The organism is Oxalicibacterium sp. (assembly GCF_035565035.1).
Lineage (GTDB): Bacteria > Pseudomonadota > Gammaproteobacteria > Burkholderiales > Burkholderiaceae_D > Oxalicibacterium.
The window spans coordinates 1-20,063 of record NZ_DATMTD010000058.1 but is presented as its reverse complement, the minus strand read 5'-3'; the positions used below and the strand labels follow the sequence as shown (position 1 = coordinate 20,063).

Sequence of the window (20,063 nt, the reverse complement as noted above, 5' to 3'; positions counted from 1 at the left end):
CGCCAGCATCGCGACGTCTTCTTCCATGATTAGCAAAAGCGTCATCGACCAGAGCAAAAAATTGGCATGAAGATGGGTCGTAAAATCATCCATCATGAAAGGAAAATCTTTTTCAAGGAGCTTTCTCATCTTTAATTCTCTGATGCTCTTTTGTGCTCGGATCGTCTCCAATATGGAGATTCATCTCTTCCGCAACGACATTCTGAATAAATGCTTTTTCAATAGGAAAAGCACTGCAAACAACAATTGAAACTTCCGGATACGGCAACGCCAAATAATGCTTGTTTGTTTCGCCATCGCAGATTGACTGCAGTTTATAGGCGGCTTCCTTCTGGCACCACGCTTCGTAGAACGCACCGACACGCGCGTCTTCCTTCAGCGACGCAATGGCATTCGCCTTCTTCGCGTCAAAGGTCTGTTCGGCAATTCCAATCAAATCACGGCCAGCATCCATGACCTCGATATCCAGCCCTATTGCCGAGTGAGCACTTGTTGCACAGGCAATCCATGGGCCGCTATGAGAAATACTGAACCATGGCCCGGACTCCATCCCCTCCAGTTTCGGTGCATGTCCCGGCCGTTCGATCACCTTGATTAAACTGGCTGGCAAATCCACCAGCCTGCCGACTGCATGGCGCAACAGCATGCGACCAATCAGAAATTGACGTTTTCTTTCCTTGCGTACAAATCGGGAATAGCGCTCTGCCTCTCCGTCCGAAAGCCAGTCCGCATGTTCCCGAAACCACGCATCATCGACGGTACGGCTGTCGAACAGCCATACCGTTGCGATAACAGCTGTATTACTTGTCGGCGATTTTGACAAAGTCGCCCTTCAATGCAACGCCGGCCATGATGCCGCCCGCATGGCATTCATAATCGGTGTCGCTCGACATGACGACTTTCTTGTAGTTGCTGACGATGTTGACGACCGCATTGGCGCCCAGCTCTTTTGCGCGCTGTTCCAGAGACAGCATCGCCGACAGGAACGCCCATTGGCAGGCTTTTTCATCGGACTTGCCGAATGCATTGGTTTTCTTGTTGCTGGCGTCGGTGCCCAGTTTTTTCAGTACTTTCGGCGTTTTCTGGTTACCGAAGTAATAGCGGATCGAGCTGTCCAGCTTTTCTTTCGTTTCCGGCGATTCCATTGCAACCGAAATCGGCATCATCAACTTGTCATCACGTGCGTGCGCGGGTAACGCTGCAGCCATTGCCAAACCGGTCAATGCAGCAGAACACAATAATTTTTTCATGCCATTCTCCTTGTAAAAATAAAAGAAACGAAAATTACAATCCACTTGGACTGCTCACAACGTTTTTCATAGCTATTTCAAGGCAAGCCGGAGCCAGTATTCCTCCGCATCACGCTCACCTTTGAATAAGTAATGGCTGTTATTGCACGCGCTTGAAAACCAGCGACGTATTGATCCCGCCGAATGCAAAGTTATTTGACATTACGTACTCGCAATCGAGCGCTCTTCCCTCGCCTGCGATGTAGTCCAGTTGCGCACATTCAGGGTCGATGTTTTGCAGATTCAATGTTGGCGCAAACCAGCCTTCGCGCATCATCTGGATGCTGATCCATGCTTCAAGCGCGCCGCATGCACCGAGCGTATGACCCATGTAGCTTTTCAGCGAGCTGATCGGCATCTTGTTACCGAATACTTGCGCGGTCGCCTGTGATTCGGCGATGTCGCCGTGCTGCGTTCCGGTGCCGTGTGCATTCACATAACCGATATCGGACGGCTGCAGGCCCGCATCATTCAATGCAAGTTGCATTGCGATTTTCATCGTTTCGGAATTCGGCTGCGTGACGTGACAACCGTCGCTGTTGGTGCCGAAGCCGACCAGTTCCGCATAGATCGTGGCGCCGCGTGCCTTCGCGTGTTCCATCTCTTCCAGAATCAGACAACCGGCGCCTTCGCCAATTACCAATCCATCCCGGTCGGCGTCGAACGGACGCGGCGTCGTGTGCGCGGCGTCGTTGCGCACGCTGGTAGCGAACAACGTATCGAACACGGCCGCTTCGGTTGCGTCCAGTTCTTCGGCACCGCCTGCGATCATCGCGATTTGCTGGCCGGCGCGAATGGTTTCGTATGCATAGCCGATCCCCTGGCTGCCCGACGTGCATGCACTCGACGTGGTGATCACGCGACCAGTCAGTCCGAAAAACACACCAATGTTGACCGGTGCCGTATGCGCCATCATCTTGATGTAGGTCGTCGCGTTGATGCCTTTGGTCGTACGGTCTTCCATCATGCGGCCGAAATCGCCGATCGCACTCGGCGTACCCGCCGATGAACCGTACGAAATCCCCATCTGGCCGCTGGTGACCAGCGGCGAATCGATCAGTCCTGAATCGATCAATGCCAGCTCGCCGGCGCGCGTTGCCATCAATGCGATGCGTCCCATGCTGCGCATGGTCTTGCGATTGAATCGATCAGACAATTCGAACGATGCAGCAGGCGCGCCAAGCTGCGTGTTCAATCCGTCGTAATTGGCCCACTCCTCCATGCGCACGATGGCATTGCGATATTCACCGAGACGCTGGCGTATCGATTGCCAGTCATTGCCTACCGGGCTGATACCGGCCATGCCGGTGACGACGACACGACGCGTCATGCCAGGCCTCCGTTGACGGAAATGACCTGACGGGTCACATACGCCGCATCGTCGCTGATCAGAAAGCTGACAGCTGCCGCCACTTCTTCCGGCTTGCCAACGCGTCTTGCGGGAATCATTTTCATTACTTCATCCATCGGTACGTCTTCAATCATGTCTGTCTCGATCAAACCCGGCGCCACACAGTTGACCGTGATATTGCGCTTGGCGAGTTCCAATGCCAGTGCTTTCGTAGCGCCGATAATGCCGGCCTTGGCGGCACTGTAGTTGACCTGCCCGCGATTGCCCACCAAACCGGAGACCGACGCCATCGTCACGATACGGCCAGGTTTGCGACGCTGCACCATCGGCATGACCAGCGGGTTCAATACATTGAAGAAGCCGTCGAGATTGGTTTGCAGCACGATGTCCCAATCGTCGCCCGACATCGCAGGAAACGCATTGTCGCGCGCAATGCCGGCATTGCAAACTACGCCGTAGTAACAACCATGTTGTTCGATATCGGCCAGCAATGTGCTGGATGCCAGTTCGCGATCGGCGATATCGAATTGCAGCACGCGCGCGACGCGGCCCATGTCGATAATTGTTTGCGCCACTGCATCGGCTTCAGCACGCTGGCTGCGACAATGCAAAACAATGTCGTAACCATCGCGCGCCAATCGCAATGCAATCGCCTTGCCGATTCCGCGTGACGAACCTGTTACCAAAATACACTCGCTCATACCGCACCTTCATTCGAAATTTGCTGCAAAAATTCGTTGACGTTATCAGGCTGGAAAACCGTGATCGTTGCGTGTGCCAGCACCGCGCCATCGGCGTCGGCGTCATCGGCATCGACAATCCGGCAACCAAATGCGCCCAGACCGTTTTCGCCCTGTAACGCGCGCTGTACATGAACATGCAAACGACTGCCGATTGAAAAACCCGGACAGGCGACTTCATATTTACGGGAACCCAGCAGGAATCCGACCTTGACAGATTCGCCGCGCGACTGCGCTTCGTAACCGGCAAAAGCGGCAACCGCTTGCGCCATGTATTCGACACCGACCCACGAACCAACGGCGCTGCCATCGCAAAACAGGGTTTCGGCCGTGATGTTGACCTCGGCGCATAACGTTTCGTCGCCGACCGACACCAGACTGTCGAGCAGCACCATCGGGCCTGCATGCGGCACCAGCGTACGGATATCCGGCAGACTCACGCGCTTCGCCCCAGAATTAGCGTCGCATTCGATCCGCCGAACGCAAACGAATTACTGAGCGCCCATTGCAACGGGCGTCCGAGCCTGGTTCCCGGTTTGACCGCATTCAATGTCGGCAATGCAGGATCGCTCTCACCGTCCCACAAGTGCGGCGGCACCATTCCATCCGCGTTGTCGTCCTGCATCGCCAGCCAGCACATCGCGGCTTCGATTGCCGCAGCCGCGCCGAGCGTGTGGCCGGTGAATGGTTTGGTCGAACTGACCGGCACCTGTGAGCCGAACAAATCATCGATTACGCGAGACTCCATCGCGTCGTTCTGTACCGTCGCGGTGCCGTGCATGTTGATGTAGTCGATTTGTGCGGCGTCGATGCCGGCGCGTTGCAACGCCTGTGTAATCGACAGTCGCGCACCGCCGCCGGCCGGATCGGGAGCGGACATGTGATGTCCGTCGGACGATTCACCCCAGCCGCGCAGCGCCACGGCGGACGGTTCGCGCGTCATCAGGAACAACGCGGCACCTTCACCGATATTGATGCCGTTGCGATTGGCGCTGAGCGGATTGCATTGCTTTGTGCTGACCGATTCGAGTGCCGAAAAACCGGCGACGGTAAAGGCGCACATCGAATCGACACCGCCGCAGATCACCGCGTCGCATAGTCCCATATTGAGCAACCGCGCGGCACTTGCCATCGCTTTCGCACTCGACGAACAAGCGCTCGAATGCACATACGACGGTCCGCCGACGCCGAGTTCGATTGCCAGCATCGTTGCAGGCGAACCCATCTCCTGCTGGCCGTAATGAAAATCGTCCGGAAGCGTTTTGTCGGCGGCATGCTGACGTAGCGCCGTCTCGGTGCCGGAAATACCGGAGGTGCTGGTGCCGATAATCACGCCGACACGATCTGCACCGTAACGGGCCATCGCCGCATCGACCGCCGGACGGATCTGTTGCAGCGCCACTAGCGCCAATTGATTGTTGCGGCTGCGATGTTGTAGCGGCCAATGGGCCATCGACGGCAATTCGGTGTTCACGCAGCCGAGCGGCAGCTGGCGGCCTGCCGACCATGCATCGGTCAACGCGATGCCGCTTTCGGCGCGCGCCAGCAGACGATCCTTGATCGCCTGATGCGTGTCGCCCAGCGCGCACACAATTCCACATTCATTCAAAAACGGCATTGTCAATTTTCCCGAAATAATCAAGGACCGGCAGGAACCGACTGTATCGTCAGGCGATAGCGGTACCGCAGGTTTTCCAGCACCACGGTACCGCTCCAGCGCGGCATCGTCTGATACTCGACCGTCATGATGCGTTCGCCATTCATGTACAACGTGCGATGCAGTCCATCGTCTTCTATCGTCCAGCCGGCGGGCAGCGCACTGGCAATCGCCTCCTTCGGCCACAACGTCAATTGCAGATCTTCCAGCACGTCCTCGGCCCGTACCTGCGACGGCAGCATCACGTGCCGCCACGATGTCAGTTCCTTGCCGTCATAGCTCAAACTCAATACGCGCTGTCCGAACGCCAGACCGACCAGTTGAATGTGATCGGGATCGACCTCCAGCGCTGCATCGAGTTCGTCGATGCGACCTTCTCGTTCCACCTTCAAATGCTGCTGACGTGCGATCGACGCGCCCAGCGACGACGGACTCAAACGCAGATTGAGGCGCGCCGATTGCGGTGCCGGCGCCGTCGCGCAACCGGTCAACGCCAGCATTGCGGCCAACGTCGTAATCAGCAATACGCGATGAATGATTGAAATGCGTTTCATGTTTTCTTTCTGTTACACCGCTTCATGCTGCGCACTATCGTCGACATCCTTGCCGAAACACGGCACGATCAGCCAGACTAGCGCAATGCCCAGCAACATCGTCAGGCCGAACGCCTGCAGTGCCGGTGTCTTGCTCAACCCCAGCAAACCGAACGACAGAATCGTGTTCGCCGCCGACAGGCCGACAGCGAGCCACGGCGTCGCATTGCGGCGGCCCGGATGTTCCTGCATGAAAATGCCGTAATCCACACCGACGCCAAGCAACAGCATCAACGCCAGCACATGAAACAGCTGGATATTCTGTCCGCCGAATCCGAGTAATGCGAGCGCAGCAATACTGGCCGCTGCCGTCGGTGCCAGCACGCGCCAGGTATTGCCGCGATAGCGTGCGAACAGCAAGGCAAACACCACGATATACGCGCCAAATACGACCCAGCCCATGTACTTGCGATAGAGACCCAACACCGACGAGATTTCGTTGACCTTGTCGACCCACTGCACGCCGGGCAAACCGTTCGCCGCCTGTTGCATCGATGCCAAGTCGGCGTAATTCAAGCCACGCAGCGCCACGATGCTGGCCGTCACGCCTTCGGTCTGACCGATCCACAGATGACGCCATGGCTCGCTGGCTGGGGTTTTCAGAAATTCGTCCATCGTCAACGGTGCGCTCGCAGACAACAGATGCGCGCGCGTCTCGTCGATCCAGCTGCGATCCTCGCCAATCTGCGCTGCCAATAGTTCAAGCGGTCCGCCGGAATTCAATAATTTCTGTTCCACCAACGCGCGTCGCACAGTTTGTGTTTGAGCGGAAGGAACCCAATTCGACAATGCCTGATACCCGGTGATCTTGTGATCGGCGATCAAGGGATCCAGTCGTTTCTTCAACGCTTCTTCACGTTGCAGCACGGCTTCCGTATCGTCGCCACGGATCAGGAAGAACTGCACCGGCGTCGGCGCATCAAGCAGTTTGCCCAGCTTGATCTGATCGTCGATCAAATGCTTGGGCGGATTCTGCAGCAATCGAATGTCGTCGTTGACGCCAAGGCGCAGACAACCAAGCACGCTCAATACGATAAAAAACAGGATGCCGACCCACGTGGATTTGCTGCGCATGCGCAGTCTCGGCCAGCGGCGCAATGCATTGCCATAGGTGTGCACCAGTCTGCCCTGTTTCAGCGTCTGACGACCGATCAATGCCGGGAACCAAAACACCACCGTCAGCCACGCGAAGATCAATCCGAGCGCGGAAAACAACGCCATCTGCCGCAATCCCGGAAACGGTGTCAGCGCCAATCCCATGTAACCGATCACCGCCGCCAGCAAGGTCAGACTCAGCCCCGGCATCAAACGCTTCAGCAATGTACGAGAATCAATCGAAGGATCGGCGTGCAATCGATTGCACAAAAAGTAGATGCCGTAATCCTGCGCGACACCGATCAAGCTGGCGCCGAACACCAGCGTCAGCAGATGTACGCGTTCGAACAATATCCAGCAGATCGACAGCGAACCCAGACAGCCGATACCAATCGATAGAAAAATCAGCACGATCGGCTTGATCGAGCGGAACGTCAACCACGTCAGCAGAATGATGCCGATCAGCGAGCCGACGCCGATGGTCGACATCTCGCTGTGCGCCTGCTCGCTGGCGGCCGCTGCGTGCAACACCACGCCGGATGTAACCACTTCCGCAGTCGGCACTGCCTTGCGTGCGGCATCCGCTGCCTGCGACAGCAGCGGCATCACGGTCTCCTGCGCAGACATCGAGAACGCCGGCGCCGTCAATGTCAGCGGCAGCAGCACATATTGCTTTTGCGCGTCGGCGACGAACAGATGCCCGTCGCGTGGACGCACCGGCGTCTCTTGCGCGCGCTCCTGTATCCAGTCGCTGAACAGCCCGAACGGATCGTCGCGCCATGCACCCAGTTTCGGCCCGCCGAACGGGCTGTACAGTTTGGCCTTTGCGGCATCGACCCAGAATGCCGCCGGCTGACGTTGCAGCTGCGCTTCCTGCGATGACGTCATCAACACCAGGCGATGCTGCTGGAATTTTGTCAGCCAGTCGGCCTGCGTCTGATCGTTCAGCTGCGTCGCCTGTAACAATTCCTTGTGCTGCGCCAGTATCGTGCTGTAGGCATCGGCTGCGCGCTGCGCATCATTCCAGTCGGTTGCACCGACCAGCACGACGACACGTTGCTGAGCCGATTCGACCATGTGCGTAAACGATTGCTGCAATACAGGGTCGCGCTTCTGCACCGGCAGCAACGCGAGGATGTCGGTATCCGGCACGATGCGTTTGCCCAGCCACAGATACGCGTTATGCCCGATCAGCACGCACACGACCAATGCCCATATCAACGCGAGACGATGACGACGAATCAAAACAGTGCCGCCTCTTCCGGTTGCATCGCCGCTTCGCCAGTCTGCATGGCGGAAAACACGATGTTGGTCTTGTCGCCGCTTTCTTCGCTGATCGTGATGTTTTTCACGTAAGCGCCGCCTTCCAGCGAAATCGCGCCGATGGCTTTCGCCAATGCGGGTTCGCGCGCCTTCAATGCAACGCGCCAGCTGTTGGCATCGGCCGAACCATCGACTTCAAACAGTTTGTGCAGTTGCGACAAGTCGCCGGACAGCAGTGAGAACAGCACACTGTTGATCATGCGCACCGTCGGCTCCTGCTTGGCATCGAGCCGCATGGCAACACGATCGCCCTGAAAATGCACGATCTCGTCGCGCGTCAAACGCAACGTATCCGGAAACGGTTGCAACGCACGCCACAGCACGCCCTTGCCATTCACGACGCAAAAGCGGCCGTTCGACAACAAAGGCTTTTTCATGCCGCTCAGATATTTGGTCTGATCGAAGCGTCCGCACAACACGGCCGGTTTGGCCAGCATCGCCTGAATCTTCGCGACCGGCGCCGCCGCACTGCACAACGCAGTCGCTGCCAGCAGGCTCAGTCCGATTACATATTGCTTCATACAGGTTCCAATCCCAGTTTCTTGAACAGTACCGGCGGCGAGACAAAACACATTTCACCGCTCTGCATATCGATCGCGACCTGCGTCGTGCTGGCGCGCGTCAAGCGTGCGTCGGTTTCCGCGTCGGTAATCAGGTAGTCGATTTTCAAACGATTTTCCCACTCGACCAGATCGGCGCGCAATTTCAGCCGCTGACCGAACTTCGCCGAACCGATGTAGCGCAATTGCACATCGATCACCGGCCACGAATATCCGGATCGCTGCATCTGCTCGTAGTTGTAGTCGATCTTGTCGAACAACGCGCAGCGCGCCACTTCCAGATATTTGACATAGTTGCCGTGCCAGACGATTTGCATCGGATCGAGATCGAAGAACTGCACAGTGATCTCGGCCTCCGCCCACCATCGGCTGTCGGCGCTTTTTCTACGCATACAGATTCCACGATTGATCGCGCATGCGTTGCAGCAGCACGCGCAATTCCGATTCGAGACGACGGTCTTCCTCGATCACCGCGATATCGGCACCGAGAATCTGCGTCATGCGTTCCAGTGACCCATGCAACGGTGCATCAGGCTGCACGCGACGACGCAGTTCGACACCTTGACGCACCGTAATCAGCAACGCGGCGACGACTTGCTCCGTCAGTTCCAGCACGCGCAAACAATCGCGCGCAGCGATCGTACCCATGCTGACCTTGTCCTGGTTGTGACATTCGGTCGAACGCGAGAATACCGACGCTGGCATCGTCAGTTTCAACGCTTCGGCGGTCCACGCCGATGCGCTGATCTGCAAGGCCTTCAATCCATGATTGATCGCCGCACGCGAGCCTCGTGCACCGGACAGATTCGATGGCAAGCCATTGTTGTAACGGCTGTCGACCAGCAGCGCCATCTGACGATCCAGCAGATCGGCCAGATTGGCGACCGCGTTCTTCATGCCGTCCATCGCAAACGCAATGTGCCCGCCGTAAAAGTGACCGCCATGCAACACGCGTTCGCCTTCCGCATCGATGATCGGATTGTCGTTGGCGCTGTTCAACTCGTTTTCGATCGACTGACGGAAGAACGGCAGCGCATCCGCGAGAACGCCGATCACATGCGGCGCGCAGCGAATCGAATAACGATCCTGCAAACGCTTGCCGTTGCGTTCGGTCTGTTCGCAGTCCAGGTCTTGTCGCAGCCATGCGGCAACCTGCTGCATGCCGGCATGCGGCTTCACCGAAAACAGCGTTTCGTCGAAATGATGTGCATTGCCGTCCAGCGCATACGACGCCATCGCCGTGATGCGCGTCGTCAATTGCGTCAGGTAGGCCGCACGATCGTATGCGAGACAGGCCAACGCAGTCATCACCGCGGTGCCGTTCATGATCGCCAACCCCTCTTTCGGACGCAGGCGCAACGGTTTGATGCCTGCTTCCTGCAATGCCTGCGCGGCGGGAATCTGCACGCCATCGCGCCAGACTTCGCGCTCGCCGCACAACACGGCCGCCAGATACGACAAAGGCGTCAGATCGCCGCTGGCGCCGACCGATCCTTCGGAAGGAATCAATGGCAGCAGCCCTGCATCCAGCAAACGGGCGATCTGCTCCAGCAACTCGACAGATACGCCCGAATATCCTTTACTCAGCGATGCAAGACGTGCGGCCATCACGGCACGTGTCTGTTCCGGCGTCAGATACTGACCGAGACCGCAACCGTGATACGTGTACAGGTGATGCGGCAAATCGGCGACCAGTTCCGGCGGCACCGTCACCGTGCACGAATCGCCGTAGCCGGTCGTCACGCCGTAGATGATGCCGTCTTCACGCAGCAGGCGATCGAGAAAGTCCGCACCGCGCGCGATGGCGGCGCGAAATTGCGGATCTTCCGACAGCATCGCTTTTGCTTTTCCCTTGGCGATGTCGGCAATGTCTTCGATCTGCAAACGTCCCTGATCGAAGCGGACAGCGCGTTGCGTATTTTTGATGTCAGCGGGATGCATCGTTTTTTTCCAGTACAGGTAAATGCCAAAAATCGTAAAAATTGAACCACTGCAGCGGTGCGCGCAGGCAATGATGTTGTAACCGTTGTGCGTAATCGGTCACTAGCGGGCGCAGAGCGTCGTCGCGATTCTTGCGCGGCAGCTTGACTGATTCACGCAGCAGTTCGAAGAAGATTTCCGCCCGCCCGTCATGCTGCGTCGAGAAAAGAAGATATGTCGGACATTGCAGAATGCTCGCCAATACATAGGGGCCGACCGGAAATGCCGCCTGTGCACCGAGGAAATCCGCCATTGCCACGCGCGGCTGCGCCGATACCGGCACGCGATCGCCGGCAATCACTACAAATTCTCCATCGGCGATTTTTTCCGACAACAGCATTGCCGTCGCTGGCGTCATTTCGGTCACCTGCATCAGATTCAACTGGCTGGCCGGGTCCAGCGTTGCCAGCATCTGATTGAATGCCCGTGCGTGCTTGGTATGCACCAGTATCGTCAAGCGCATGTTCGTGTGTTGTCGCGCCAGCACACGGCACAATTCAAGATTACCCAAATGTGCGCAAATCAGCAGCGCGCCGCGTCTGTCATTGATCAAACGATCAAGCTGTTCCGCACCGCGATACGCGACCTGTTCAATTTTGAACAATCCGCCCCACAGCAACATCTTGTCTAGAATGGATTCGGCGAACGACGCAAAATGACGCAACACGCCTTTCGTGCCGACCGATACCGGCACGTAATGTCGCACGCGTCCCAGATAATCGAGCGATGCACGACGCGCCTGCGGCTGTGTCAGCACATACCAGAGCAATACCGGGTACAACACGACACGGAATGGCCAGCGACCGAACACGCGATAGATTGCGAACAGCAACCGCATGCCTGCAACGAAGCTCACTTCGTTGATGTTGGCCCAGTGTTTTTTGGCTGCGCTCATGACGTTCGCCATTTCCGCATCAGCAGACGCGGAATCCGCACCACCATGCCAAAGAACAGCTCCGTATGCATGCGTGTGATCAATACGTTATCCAGCCAGACACGGAAATGCGATACACCATCCAACGGATAGGCAACACGCGTGGGCAGGTTCACCATGCGCAAACCATCCCAAAACAGACGTACCAGAATTTCGGTATCGAAATTCATACGGCTCCCGAGTTGCCGGCGCGCTGCCAATCCAATGACGGGGGCGATCGGATAAACGCGAAAACCGCACATCGAATCCTTGATCTCGAACGATAACGTGTTGATCCATACCCAGACATGGGTGGCGTAACGACCGTATAGTCTGATCGCCGGCACAGATTCGTCATAGATCGGATAACCGACAATCACGGCGTCCGGATTTTCTGCCGACGCAGCCAGGAACCTCGGAATGTCTTCCACGCGATGCTGCCCGTCCGCGTCGATCTGCAATGCATGGCTGTAACCATCGCTGACAGCCCGCGCAAAGCCCGTCATGACAGCAGCCCCTTTTCCACGATTTGAGGAATGACGCACAAGCGTGACGTGATCCGGTGCCGCAGCCGCAATTTCATCCAGTACATGTGCACAGGCTGACGAACTGCCGTCATCGACAAGGATGCATTGCACGCTGTGCGATAGCACAGAGGCAACGACCGTTCCGATCGCATGCTCATGATCGTAGACGGGGATCAGCACGACCGGATTGAATGCGTCAGCCATTGGCCTCTCCTGCGTCTGCGCGTTCGAAACGCAGCAGCGAATGGCAATAACCGATATCGTCACGCACAGTCAGGAGCCGCAAACCTGCGCGTTCCGCCAGTCGAATATAGTCGCCACTTTCATAGATCTTGCTGTTACCACTGGCCATTGCGGTGAAATAGGGCGATGTGTTGATCAGGCAGTACGATGCGATGTCGTATCGCTGGCGATCCCAGAACGTATCCATGATCAGCACTTGGCCGTTCGGGGCCAGTGCGCCTGCCACGCGTTGCAAAATACCGGCGATCGCCGTCTCGCTGAAGCAGCTCAGGAACTGACTCATCCAGATCACATCCATGCCGGCCGGCAACGGCAATCCTGCATCCAGCAGATTGATTGAATGCAGATGCGCACGATTGCGCAGACCCGCTGTCTGCAACGCCACATCTGCAACTGCCAACTGATTCTTCAAATCGACCAGGTGCAATTCCACCTTGGAGTTGTATGCGAGCGCCGCGCAACTGAACTTGCCGGTATTGGCGCCAATATCCATCAGACGACGCGGCGCGGTGGCGAAGATGTCTGGCAACACCGACGGAAGCGAGATGTCGGAATAATGATGATCGAATGCGAACCAGCTCGTCTTCGCCGGCTCGGGCAATGCCGACATACCTTCATATAGCGTCGGCCAGTCGCCCAATGTTTGCAGTCCAACCGGTTGCTCACGATCAAGCGATTCGTCCAGATGAAACAAGCCGCGATAACAAATGTCGTGATTGAAATCGAGATTGATCTGCGTGATCTTGTCGGTCAATACGCAATAGCCGCTCTTGTCGAGCGTGTAGTGATCGTTCTGCAGATAAACGACACCGGCCGACAGACAGGTTTCCAGGACGACTTTCAATGCGTACTCGGTCCACGTACCACGCGCCGCCAGTTCGTCGATCGTCAAGCCGCCTTCGCCGGCATCGGCCAGCGCCTGCAGCATGCCGCGTTTCCATGCGTAACGGACGCACTGGAAGACCACCGGACCGAATGCAATTTTTTGCGCTTCGAAACGGGCGGCGAATGCACTCTGCCCCGGTGGAGAAAACGTTTTATTCAACATGTGATCTTTATGGCGATAACGACGCCGATGAGGGCGATACATGTGGAGTGGCCGTAAACAAAATGCGACCGCTGGCGTGCTGGCCTTTCGGCGAAAAATAACGGAAGTTCAAACTGCTTTTCTGCCGATCATGCAGCAGTTCCAGCGTTACTGGCGTGTCTGCCTGGATAACCTGCTGAAACTTCAGAGCATTGATTCCCTGAAAATGCGGCGGAAGATCGAAATATTGACGTCCATTGCTGATCGCCCAGTCGACCTGCACTACGCCAGGCAAAATCGGCGCTTCAGGAAAATGCCCGTCGAAATAATAGAGATCGGCGGGAACGATCATTTCCAGCTCCACCCGTTGTTCGTCACGTGCAATCAGACGCAGATGCGGTGTACGTGGTCGAACATCGAGCAATGCCAGCAAGGCTGCTCGCGAGGTTTTACCTTGTGCATCAGTCGGCATCTGGTCCAGATAACGCCAGCGACGCGGCAACGCGACCGGCTCAATCGTGCCGCTCAATACGTTGCGCAATTGACCGTTCAACGCGAGTTTTCCATTCCCCTCCAGAACGCGCTTTCCGTCGTCGGATAACACGACGAATGCAGCAAGTCGCTGACGCTGACCGACAGCTTCGTCACAAACGACGACACGCGCGACTGATACCAATCCGCTGTTATTCAACCGCGATTCGATTGCCGTCAAAGAAATGCGTTTCTCCTCGATCTTGACGATGCGATCGCTGCGTCCGCGCAATTCAAATCCTTCGCCTAACGGTTGCACGCAATCAGCCAGTGCAAACCAGTTGTCGTCCGACAGATGCGGCGAACGTACTTCCAGCAAATTTTCGGCAGAACGGCGCCATTCCACATTCGGCATCGGATGCCATGCATCGGATACACCGGTAATGCGCTGTCGCCATGCGATGCCGCCGGTTTCGGAACTGCCATAGACTTCGATCGGCACCTGTCCCAGCAGATTGCCGGTCGATGTTGCAACATCAGTCGACAACGGTCCACCGGAAGAAAACACCGCCCGCAACGGTTGTGCGTCCGCCCACGCCAGGTGATCGGGCAAACGTTTCAGATAGGCAGGACTGGCGATCAGTGCACATGGATGCTGCGAGATGGCCAGCAACAGTTCTTCCGGAAAATTCTGGATACGCGAATGGATGATGCGGCCCTCGACCAGGGGCCACAGCACCTTGAAAAGCAAACCGTAAATATGTTGGTGCGACACCGTCGCAACGATCGCGGCATCGCCGAGCCTTTCGCCGAACAACGACTCGAGCGTCGCAATCTCGCGCGACAATTGCGACATCCGTTTAGGAATCGCTTGCGCATCGCCGGTCGTGCCGGATGTGTAGACAACCAGCGCCGGAAAATCCGGTGGAATTATCCTGATCTCGAACGCGACGCTTTCATCGGCGATATGCGGTGCAAGCGGTGCAACCGCTGCGGGAAACTCACCGAGAAATCCATCGACACTTTGCGCCAGCGTGTCGCAGGTTGCCGCCAGCCTGTCGGCGGGCAGCCAGATCGTCTTGCCTGCATGCCAGGCGCCAAGCAGTGCGGCACCGAACTCGATACTGTCTTCCAGAAACAGCGCAAAATTACGACCGGCGCGCCGTTGCAGCAGCCCATGCCATGCGTGGATGCGCTGCAAAAGTTCGGCATTGCGCACAACATCGCCATCACGTCGCCCGACCACCACGTCGGCCGGACGACGGGCAATTAACCGATACAGATCGGGCAACGCGAATGAACACGACTCAGACATGGGATTCAGCCATGATGCGGCGCTTGAAACGTACCCGGAACAGGAATTCGATACCAAACAGCAAACCCATCAGCACATAGGCAATGACGCCGGTATACAGCGACCACACTGCTTCCGATGCCCATAACGCGGTACCCAATGCAATCGAGCCGTTGACGACGAAAAACACGCACCATATCTGCGTGACGCGGCGCGTATAGCGGACGGCGGCGGCAGGCAATGCCGGATCGCGCAGGCGCGCCATGCGTTCGATGATCGAAGGCGGCGACAGCAGGCTGTAACCGAACACGGCCAGCATCGCGCAATTGACCAGTACCGGATACAGTTTCAACGGCAACAGCATGTTGTCCCATATTGCAAAGGCGGCTAGCAGCAATCCGCCCGCCACCGACCAGCGCGCAATACGACTGATCTTCAGCGCAGGCAAACGCGTGGCAAGCGCCAGCAGCAGTAATGCTGCCAGCCAGCGCGGTTCGATCTGCCCGTGCCCGAACCAGATGACGAGTGGATACAACAGTGTGATCAGCACTGTGCATATCGTCCACATGGAGCGGTTTATGCTGCCTGCTCCGACGCCAGATCCGATAGTGCATCGACGACGTCGCCGATCGTACGGATGGTTTTGAACACTTCCGGCTGCAGGCGTTTGCCGGTCATCTGCTTGAGCTTCACTGCGAGATCGACGGCGTCGATGCTGTCGATATCCAGATCGGCGTACAGATTCGACTCCATCGTCAGCTTCGATTTGTCGAGTTCGAACATTTCTGCCAGCAGATCGACGACCCAGCCGTACAGTTCGTCCTTGCTCATCGTATTAATCGATACCATCGTACTTCTCCCTTATTTTGTTCTGCTGCTTTCAATCAGTGCAGCCAATGCGTTTACCGAAGCAAAGTGACGACGTGTATCTTCCGATTCAGCCGACAATGAAATGCCGTAGCGTTTTTGCAATGCAACACCCAATTCCAGTGCGTCGATCGAATCCAGTCCCAGACCTTCAACAAACAATGGCTCGTTGCTATCGATGTCGTCTGTGCTGATATCTTCCAGCTGCAGTACGTCGATGATCATTTCCTTCACTTCTTGCTCAAGCATGACGTTGGCCTTCTTTCATAAAATAACTTTGCAGATATTCGGTCAGATGTCGTGCAGCCATGACTTCAGTCGTACCGTCTGCAATAAAACTGCCGATCCTGATATCGTCTCGTACTTCGATGCGGAAGCGAGCGGCACATGGAGGAACCTTCCACCATTTTTCGCCTTTCCCCAGCGTAAGCGGTTCGCAGCGAATAACAACCGGCGTTACATCTCGTGCACCTCGTACAGCAATGTTTGCCGCCCCGCGTTTCAGATTGATTTCACCGTCTGCAGGTGTACGTGTTCCCTCTGGAAAAATAATCAAATTGTTGCCAGCTTGCAGCGATGAAATACAACCGGCCACCAAATCCACCCCGGCATCATTATTGATATATCCCGCCGCCCGTACCGGTCCGCGTGTGAACGGGTTGTCCCACAACTTTCCTTTGACGATGCAATCTGCACGCTTGACGAATGCCATCAAAAAAACCGTGTCGATCAGCGTCGGATGGTTAGCCAGAATCAACAAGCCTTCACGTTGCAAACGCTGAAGGCCGATAATTTCATAACGCAATACTCCCAATATCTGCATCAGCCAGACGAAGGAACGAAAAGCGCCGCGAATTACCGTACGTGATAACGCAATACGCCTCTGCCGTTGCCGGACAAACAGATTCAGCATGGGAAACACGGCTGCGCGCAGCAACAATCCGCCCAGACCAAAAATGATAAAGCTCAATCCTGTCGCAAATACACGCCAATAAAGCGAAAGGCGATCAAGCATGATGCGTCCAGCGCCAGCATCGATTATCGGCAATCCGTTCCAGCAACGAATCACCTCTCAGGTGAAACCCCAATACCTGCAAACCCGGCGGCATATTATTCGGTTCTTGAACCAGTCCATTCTCGGTTCTGTGCCAACTTAAATGAACGGCCGCCTTGTCTGCCGGCACGACTAACCAGGCCCATGCATATGGCTGTTCCCTACATTCATCAAACTGCGCGAAGACCGCCGGTAGCGGATTGTCATACGCAACGAGCAGCACCATCGGTTCCCCATCCGCCAGCAGGCCGCACGCCTCGATCACACCATGCTCGATCGTACTTTTGCCGGCTGCAAGCGCCAGATGGTTGGCACGATCTGCTCGTGCAATTGAAAACAGACCTGCGCTGGCATTGTGCACAGCGAGGCCGAAACTCGTCGGCGACAACGGTTCGTCTCGCACAAGATCGGTCAGCAAATCGACTGCGCGAGTCACTTCACCATGACGTGAACAAAAGACGACCGGCACATTCGTTCTTCCATCCAAACACTGATATGCAACTTCCAGCGCCATCTTGCCCAGTGCACCGGCGCGGCGCCGCAGCATGGCAGGCATCTGTTGCACAGCTGGCTCGGTATTGCCTTCGATCGGATATGGCATTTCTGCCCAGGATGTCCACGCTTCAGGTGTCTCTATACCCGGCGCCCATGCCGCATGAGCGGCGATGGAAAAACTGACCCCGTTTGCGTGCATTTTTCTGTATTCCTGAGGTCAAGGTACGGTGCAGTCTTGCTGCATCTTGTCACATGCGGGTCTCTCTCTGCTTCACTGAAGCCGCGCCAATTATAGATAAGCTGATGGGGTTGAGCAAACTTGAAAACGCCTTTACAACATTGTCAAATAATAAATTTTATTTGTTAACAAAAAAACAGGATTCAAAAAAGACGAAAGTCATGAAAAAGCGCGGATTTTCTGACTTGCGTTCCTACAAAAAATCGAGACGTTTTCCGATGTTAAAAAGGCAATGCACCGGTCTATGATGAATTACACAGACAGCCAATGGAGACGACATGAAAACCGTTATGGATAACTTCCGCAAATCAACGTCCGAGAAAGTGCCGACCGATATGGACTCCTCCCGCGATGCAGAAGAGGTCATTCATCACGAAACCATTCCCGGCGAACAGTCGCACAAGACCGTGCAGCATCAGAAACGGACGCTCGATAATAGTGGCAGCACACTCAGCACGACGGATGACGACCTGAACTGATGATCCCGCAAGCATCAAGCCGCGCCTTTTACAAGACGCGGCTTTTTTGCTTTCAGGTCAGTCAATTTATGGCGCTAGGCGGAATGCCAGGATATTTCATGCAAATCACGGAGACAAAAAATGCAGTCACATTATGAAACTTACAAGGGATGGAGTGTTTCGGTACAAATTTCCGCGCATCTGTCGAGAATCGATCCCGACAGAAAGCTGCCGGACTACGTTCCTCGCGTCGTGATAACGGAACATTTTGATGACGGGTTCAGGGATCGCGAAGTAGCAGATGGCCATTCATATCCGACGATCGACGAATGTATCGCGCACGGCATCCAGACAGCACACGAATACATCGACAAAAAAGCCGAAGGCCCAAAGAAAGCTGTTCACCACTGATTATATGAGCGACACAGGCCCTGATGTCGCTCATTCTCGCAATTCAATTCCCTTCCATCGGCAAGTAACGCGTTGCCCATGCTGTAATCAATGCGGCGACATAATCCGCATCGGCGCGACGCGTCAGCAGATGATCGGCGTCATCCAGCGAGATAAAACTCTTCGGATGTCTGGCCGCGGCAAAAATGTGTGCCGCACTGCTGACATCGACGGTATCGTCGCCCGGCGCATGCATCACCAGCAGCGGCCGATGCAGTTCAGCGATACGCGAACGCAGATCGTGCTGGCGCAAGCCTTCAACCAGACTTTTACGGACGACGAACGGACGCCCGCCCAGTTGCACCTCTGCCTCGCCCTCCGCTTCCACTTTCTCCAGACCTTTCGGATCGAACAGTCTCAACACGTGCGCAACGTCATACGGCGCCCCGATCGTGACCACACCGCGGATGCTTGGCAAATCGCCGGCTGCCATTAATGATGCCGCACCGCCAAGGCTATGCCCGATCAATAACGAAGGTTCCTTGCCGGCTGCCGTCATGGCCTTTCCTGCGGCGATCAGATCGTTCACATCGGCGGCAAAACTGGAGTCACCAAAAACGCCGCCGCTTGCTCCCAGCCCGGCAAAATCGAAACGCAGCACACCAACGCCATGTTCAGCCAACGCTTTTGTCAGACGCGTCGCTGCAAGGCTGTCTTTGCCGCACGTGAAGCAGTGTGCAAAAATCGCCCACCCTCGCAATGCTGTTTCGGGTTCGGAAAGACGCCCGGAGAGACGATAGCCTTTCGGCCCTTCGAAATCGAATATTTGCGCTGCCATTTTTTTATTCCCTGTTTGAATCGATTATCGAATCATAGTGAAAAACCGGCGGCGACATATTTCCCAATGTATCCGCCGTGAATTCTTTCATCACGCCACAGCCGGAAAATCGACCGTGGTGTCATTGATGCGGTTAAAGATGTTGGTAAACGATGTCACCGAAATTGCCAGGCTGATGTCCACCAGTTGCGCATCGCTGTAACCCGCCGCCTTGACGGCATCGAACTCGGAAACGCTGATCGTGCCGCTGGTTTGCACGATCACCCGGACAAAGCGAATCAGTGCATCACGTTTGGCGTCACCGGTCGGTTGGCCATCGCGAATCTGTTTGAGAACGTCCTGCGGCAAGCCGGTCAATTTGCCCAACAGCGAGTGGGCTGCCACACAATAGTCGCAGCCGGCGACGACACTGACGACCAGCTTGATGGTTTCAAGCTCCTGCTTGTTCAACGAACCGCCTGCCAGCACGCCGTCCGCATTCAACACTGCTTTCAATGCGGCCGGGCCGTGGGCGCCAATGACGGCGAACGTGTTCGGCACACTGCCTGCCGCTTTCTTGATCTGTGCATAGACTTCTGCGGTGGGGCCGGTTGCCGAGTCGATGGCTGGGGTATTGATACGGTCCATGGTGTTTCTCCTTCGTTTGTTGTTTAAGAGCCT

General features: G+C 56.0%; 24 protein-coding genes. 2 read left to right on the top strand and 22 right to left on the bottom strand.

Annotated elements, in window-relative coordinates; genetic code table 11:
- Nucleotides 1–112: 112 nt before the first annotated feature.
- From VN114_RS05310 to VN114_RS05215, 20 genes are all read right to left on the bottom strand, one after another.
- Nucleotides 113–823 (bottom strand): 4'-phosphopantetheinyl transferase family protein, encoded by a 711-nt coding sequence (locus VN114_RS05310; RefSeq protein WP_325512724.1) that lies wholly within the window; start codon nt 821–823, stop codon nt 113–115.
- Complete coding sequence (locus tag VN114_RS05305; protein WP_325512722.1) at nt 801–1,250, bottom strand: excinuclease ATPase subunit; 450 nt, start codon at nt 1,248–1,250, stop codon at nt 801–803. The genes VN114_RS05310 and VN114_RS05305 overlap by 23 nt, the downstream gene beginning before the upstream one ends.
- Before the next feature lie 139 nt (nt 1,251–1,389).
- Nucleotides 1,390–2,619 (bottom strand): beta-ketoacyl-ACP synthase, encoded by a 1,230-nt coding sequence (locus tag VN114_RS05300; protein WP_325512720.1) that lies wholly within the window; start codon nt 2,617–2,619, stop codon nt 1,390–1,392.
- Nucleotides 2,616–3,341: a 3-oxoacyl-ACP reductase FabG gene (gene fabG, locus VN114_RS05295; protein WP_325512718.1), complete on the bottom strand. Its 726-nt coding sequence runs from the start codon at nt 3,339–3,341 to the stop codon at nt 2,616–2,618. Before fabG ends, VN114_RS05300 begins: the two co-directional genes overlap by 4 nt.
- Complete coding sequence (locus tag VN114_RS05290) at nt 3,338–3,820, bottom strand: 3-hydroxylacyl-ACP dehydratase (RefSeq protein ID WP_325512716.1); 483 nt, start codon at nt 3,818–3,820, stop codon at nt 3,338–3,340. Before VN114_RS05290 ends, fabG begins: the two co-directional genes overlap by 4 nt.
- Nucleotides 3,817–4,998, bottom strand: a complete 1,182-nt coding sequence (locus VN114_RS05285) for a beta-ketoacyl-ACP synthase (protein ID WP_325512714.1) — start codon at nt 4,996–4,998, stop codon at nt 3,817–3,819. Before VN114_RS05285 ends, VN114_RS05290 begins: the two co-directional genes overlap by 4 nt.
- A gap of 20 nt (nt 4,999–5,018) precedes the next feature.
- Nucleotides 5,019–5,591: a DUF3261 domain-containing protein gene (locus VN114_RS05280; protein WP_325512712.1), complete on the bottom strand. Its 573-nt coding sequence runs from the start codon at nt 5,589–5,591 to the stop codon at nt 5,019–5,021.
- A 12-nt stretch (nt 5,592–5,603) separates the two neighbouring features.
- The gene (locus VN114_RS05275; protein WP_325512710.1) at nt 5,604–7,970 is read right to left on the bottom strand and encodes an MMPL family transporter; all 2,367 of its coding nucleotides are present in this window, start codon (nt 7,968–7,970) and stop codon (nt 5,604–5,606) included.
- A complete protein-coding gene (locus tag VN114_RS05270; RefSeq protein ID WP_325512708.1) occupies nt 7,967–8,569 on the bottom strand; it encodes an outer membrane lipoprotein carrier protein LolA in 603 nt (200 codons plus the stop codon). The genes VN114_RS05275 and VN114_RS05270 overlap by 4 nt, the downstream gene beginning before the upstream one ends.
- A complete protein-coding gene (locus tag VN114_RS05265) occupies nt 8,566–9,000 on the bottom strand; it encodes an acyl-CoA thioesterase (protein ID WP_325512707.1) in 435 nt (144 codons plus the stop codon). Before VN114_RS05265 ends, VN114_RS05270 begins: the two co-directional genes overlap by 4 nt.
- Complete coding sequence (locus VN114_RS05260) at nt 8,993–10,549, bottom strand: aromatic amino acid ammonia-lyase (RefSeq protein WP_325512706.1); 1,557 nt, start codon at nt 10,547–10,549, stop codon at nt 8,993–8,995. Before VN114_RS05260 ends, VN114_RS05265 begins: the two co-directional genes overlap by 8 nt.
- Complete coding sequence (locus VN114_RS05255; protein ID WP_325512705.1) at nt 10,536–11,483, bottom strand: acyltransferase; 948 nt, start codon at nt 11,481–11,483, stop codon at nt 10,536–10,538. The genes VN114_RS05260 and VN114_RS05255 overlap by 14 nt, the downstream gene beginning before the upstream one ends.
- Entirely contained in the window at nt 11,480–12,232 is a 753-nt protein-coding gene (locus VN114_RS05250; RefSeq protein ID WP_325512703.1) for a glycosyltransferase family 2 protein, read from the bottom strand. Before VN114_RS05250 ends, VN114_RS05255 begins: the two co-directional genes overlap by 4 nt.
- Nucleotides 12,225–13,319 carry a class I SAM-dependent methyltransferase gene (locus VN114_RS05245; RefSeq protein WP_325512701.1) on the bottom strand — a complete coding sequence of 365 codons (1,095 nt, stop codon included), beginning with the start codon at nt 13,317–13,319 and terminating at the stop codon, nt 12,225–12,227. The genes VN114_RS05250 and VN114_RS05245 overlap by 8 nt, the downstream gene beginning before the upstream one ends.
- A 7-nt stretch (nt 13,320–13,326) precedes the next feature.
- Entirely contained in the window at nt 13,327–15,084 is a 1,758-nt protein-coding gene (locus tag VN114_RS05240; RefSeq protein ID WP_325512699.1) for an AMP-binding protein, read from the bottom strand.
- Complete coding sequence (locus VN114_RS05235) at nt 15,077–15,631, bottom strand: hypothetical protein (protein WP_325512697.1); 555 nt, start codon at nt 15,629–15,631, stop codon at nt 15,077–15,079. The genes VN114_RS05240 and VN114_RS05235 overlap by 8 nt, the downstream gene beginning before the upstream one ends.
- Before the next feature lie 8 nt (nt 15,632–15,639).
- On the bottom strand, nt 15,640–15,894 hold the full coding sequence (locus tag VN114_RS05230; RefSeq protein ID WP_349255641.1) for an acyl carrier protein: 255 nt from the start codon (nt 15,892–15,894) through the stop codon (nt 15,640–15,642).
- A 30-nt stretch (nt 15,895–15,924) separates the two neighbouring features.
- Entirely contained in the window at nt 15,925–16,179 is a 255-nt protein-coding gene (locus VN114_RS05225) for a phosphopantetheine-binding protein (RefSeq protein ID WP_325512693.1), read from the bottom strand.
- Nucleotides 16,172–16,945, bottom strand: a complete 774-nt coding sequence (locus tag VN114_RS05220) for a lysophospholipid acyltransferase family protein (protein WP_325512691.1) — start codon at nt 16,943–16,945, stop codon at nt 16,172–16,174. The genes VN114_RS05225 and VN114_RS05220 overlap by 8 nt, the downstream gene beginning before the upstream one ends.
- Nucleotides 16,938–17,678, bottom strand: a complete 741-nt coding sequence (locus VN114_RS05215) for a beta-ketoacyl synthase chain length factor (RefSeq protein ID WP_325512689.1) — start codon at nt 17,676–17,678, stop codon at nt 16,938–16,940. The genes VN114_RS05220 and VN114_RS05215 overlap by 8 nt, the downstream gene beginning before the upstream one ends.
- Before the next feature lie 317 nt (nt 17,679–17,995).
- On the opposite strand from VN114_RS05215, the gene VN114_RS05210 reads away from it, so the two are divergent.
- Together VN114_RS05210 and VN114_RS05205 are read left to right on the top strand one after the other, a co-directional pair.
- Nucleotides 17,996–18,196, top strand: a complete 201-nt coding sequence (locus VN114_RS05210; protein WP_325512687.1) for a hypothetical protein — start codon at nt 17,996–17,998, stop codon at nt 18,194–18,196.
- 120 nt (nt 18,197–18,316) lie between these two features.
- Nucleotides 18,317–18,586 (top strand): hypothetical protein, encoded by a 270-nt coding sequence (locus tag VN114_RS05205; RefSeq protein ID WP_325512685.1) that lies wholly within the window; start codon nt 18,317–18,319, stop codon nt 18,584–18,586.
- 43 nt (nt 18,587–18,629) lie between these two features.
- On the opposite strand, the gene VN114_RS05200 is transcribed toward VN114_RS05205, so the two are convergent.
- Nucleotides 18,630–19,403 (bottom strand): alpha/beta hydrolase, encoded by a 774-nt coding sequence (locus VN114_RS05200; protein ID WP_325512683.1) that lies wholly within the window; start codon nt 19,401–19,403, stop codon nt 18,630–18,632.
- Between the two features lie 90 nt (nt 19,404–19,493).
- A complete protein-coding gene (locus VN114_RS05195; protein ID WP_325512682.1) occupies nt 19,494–20,030 on the bottom strand; it encodes a carboxymuconolactone decarboxylase family protein in 537 nt (178 codons plus the stop codon).
- Between the last annotated feature and the right edge of the window lie 33 nt (nt 20,031–20,063).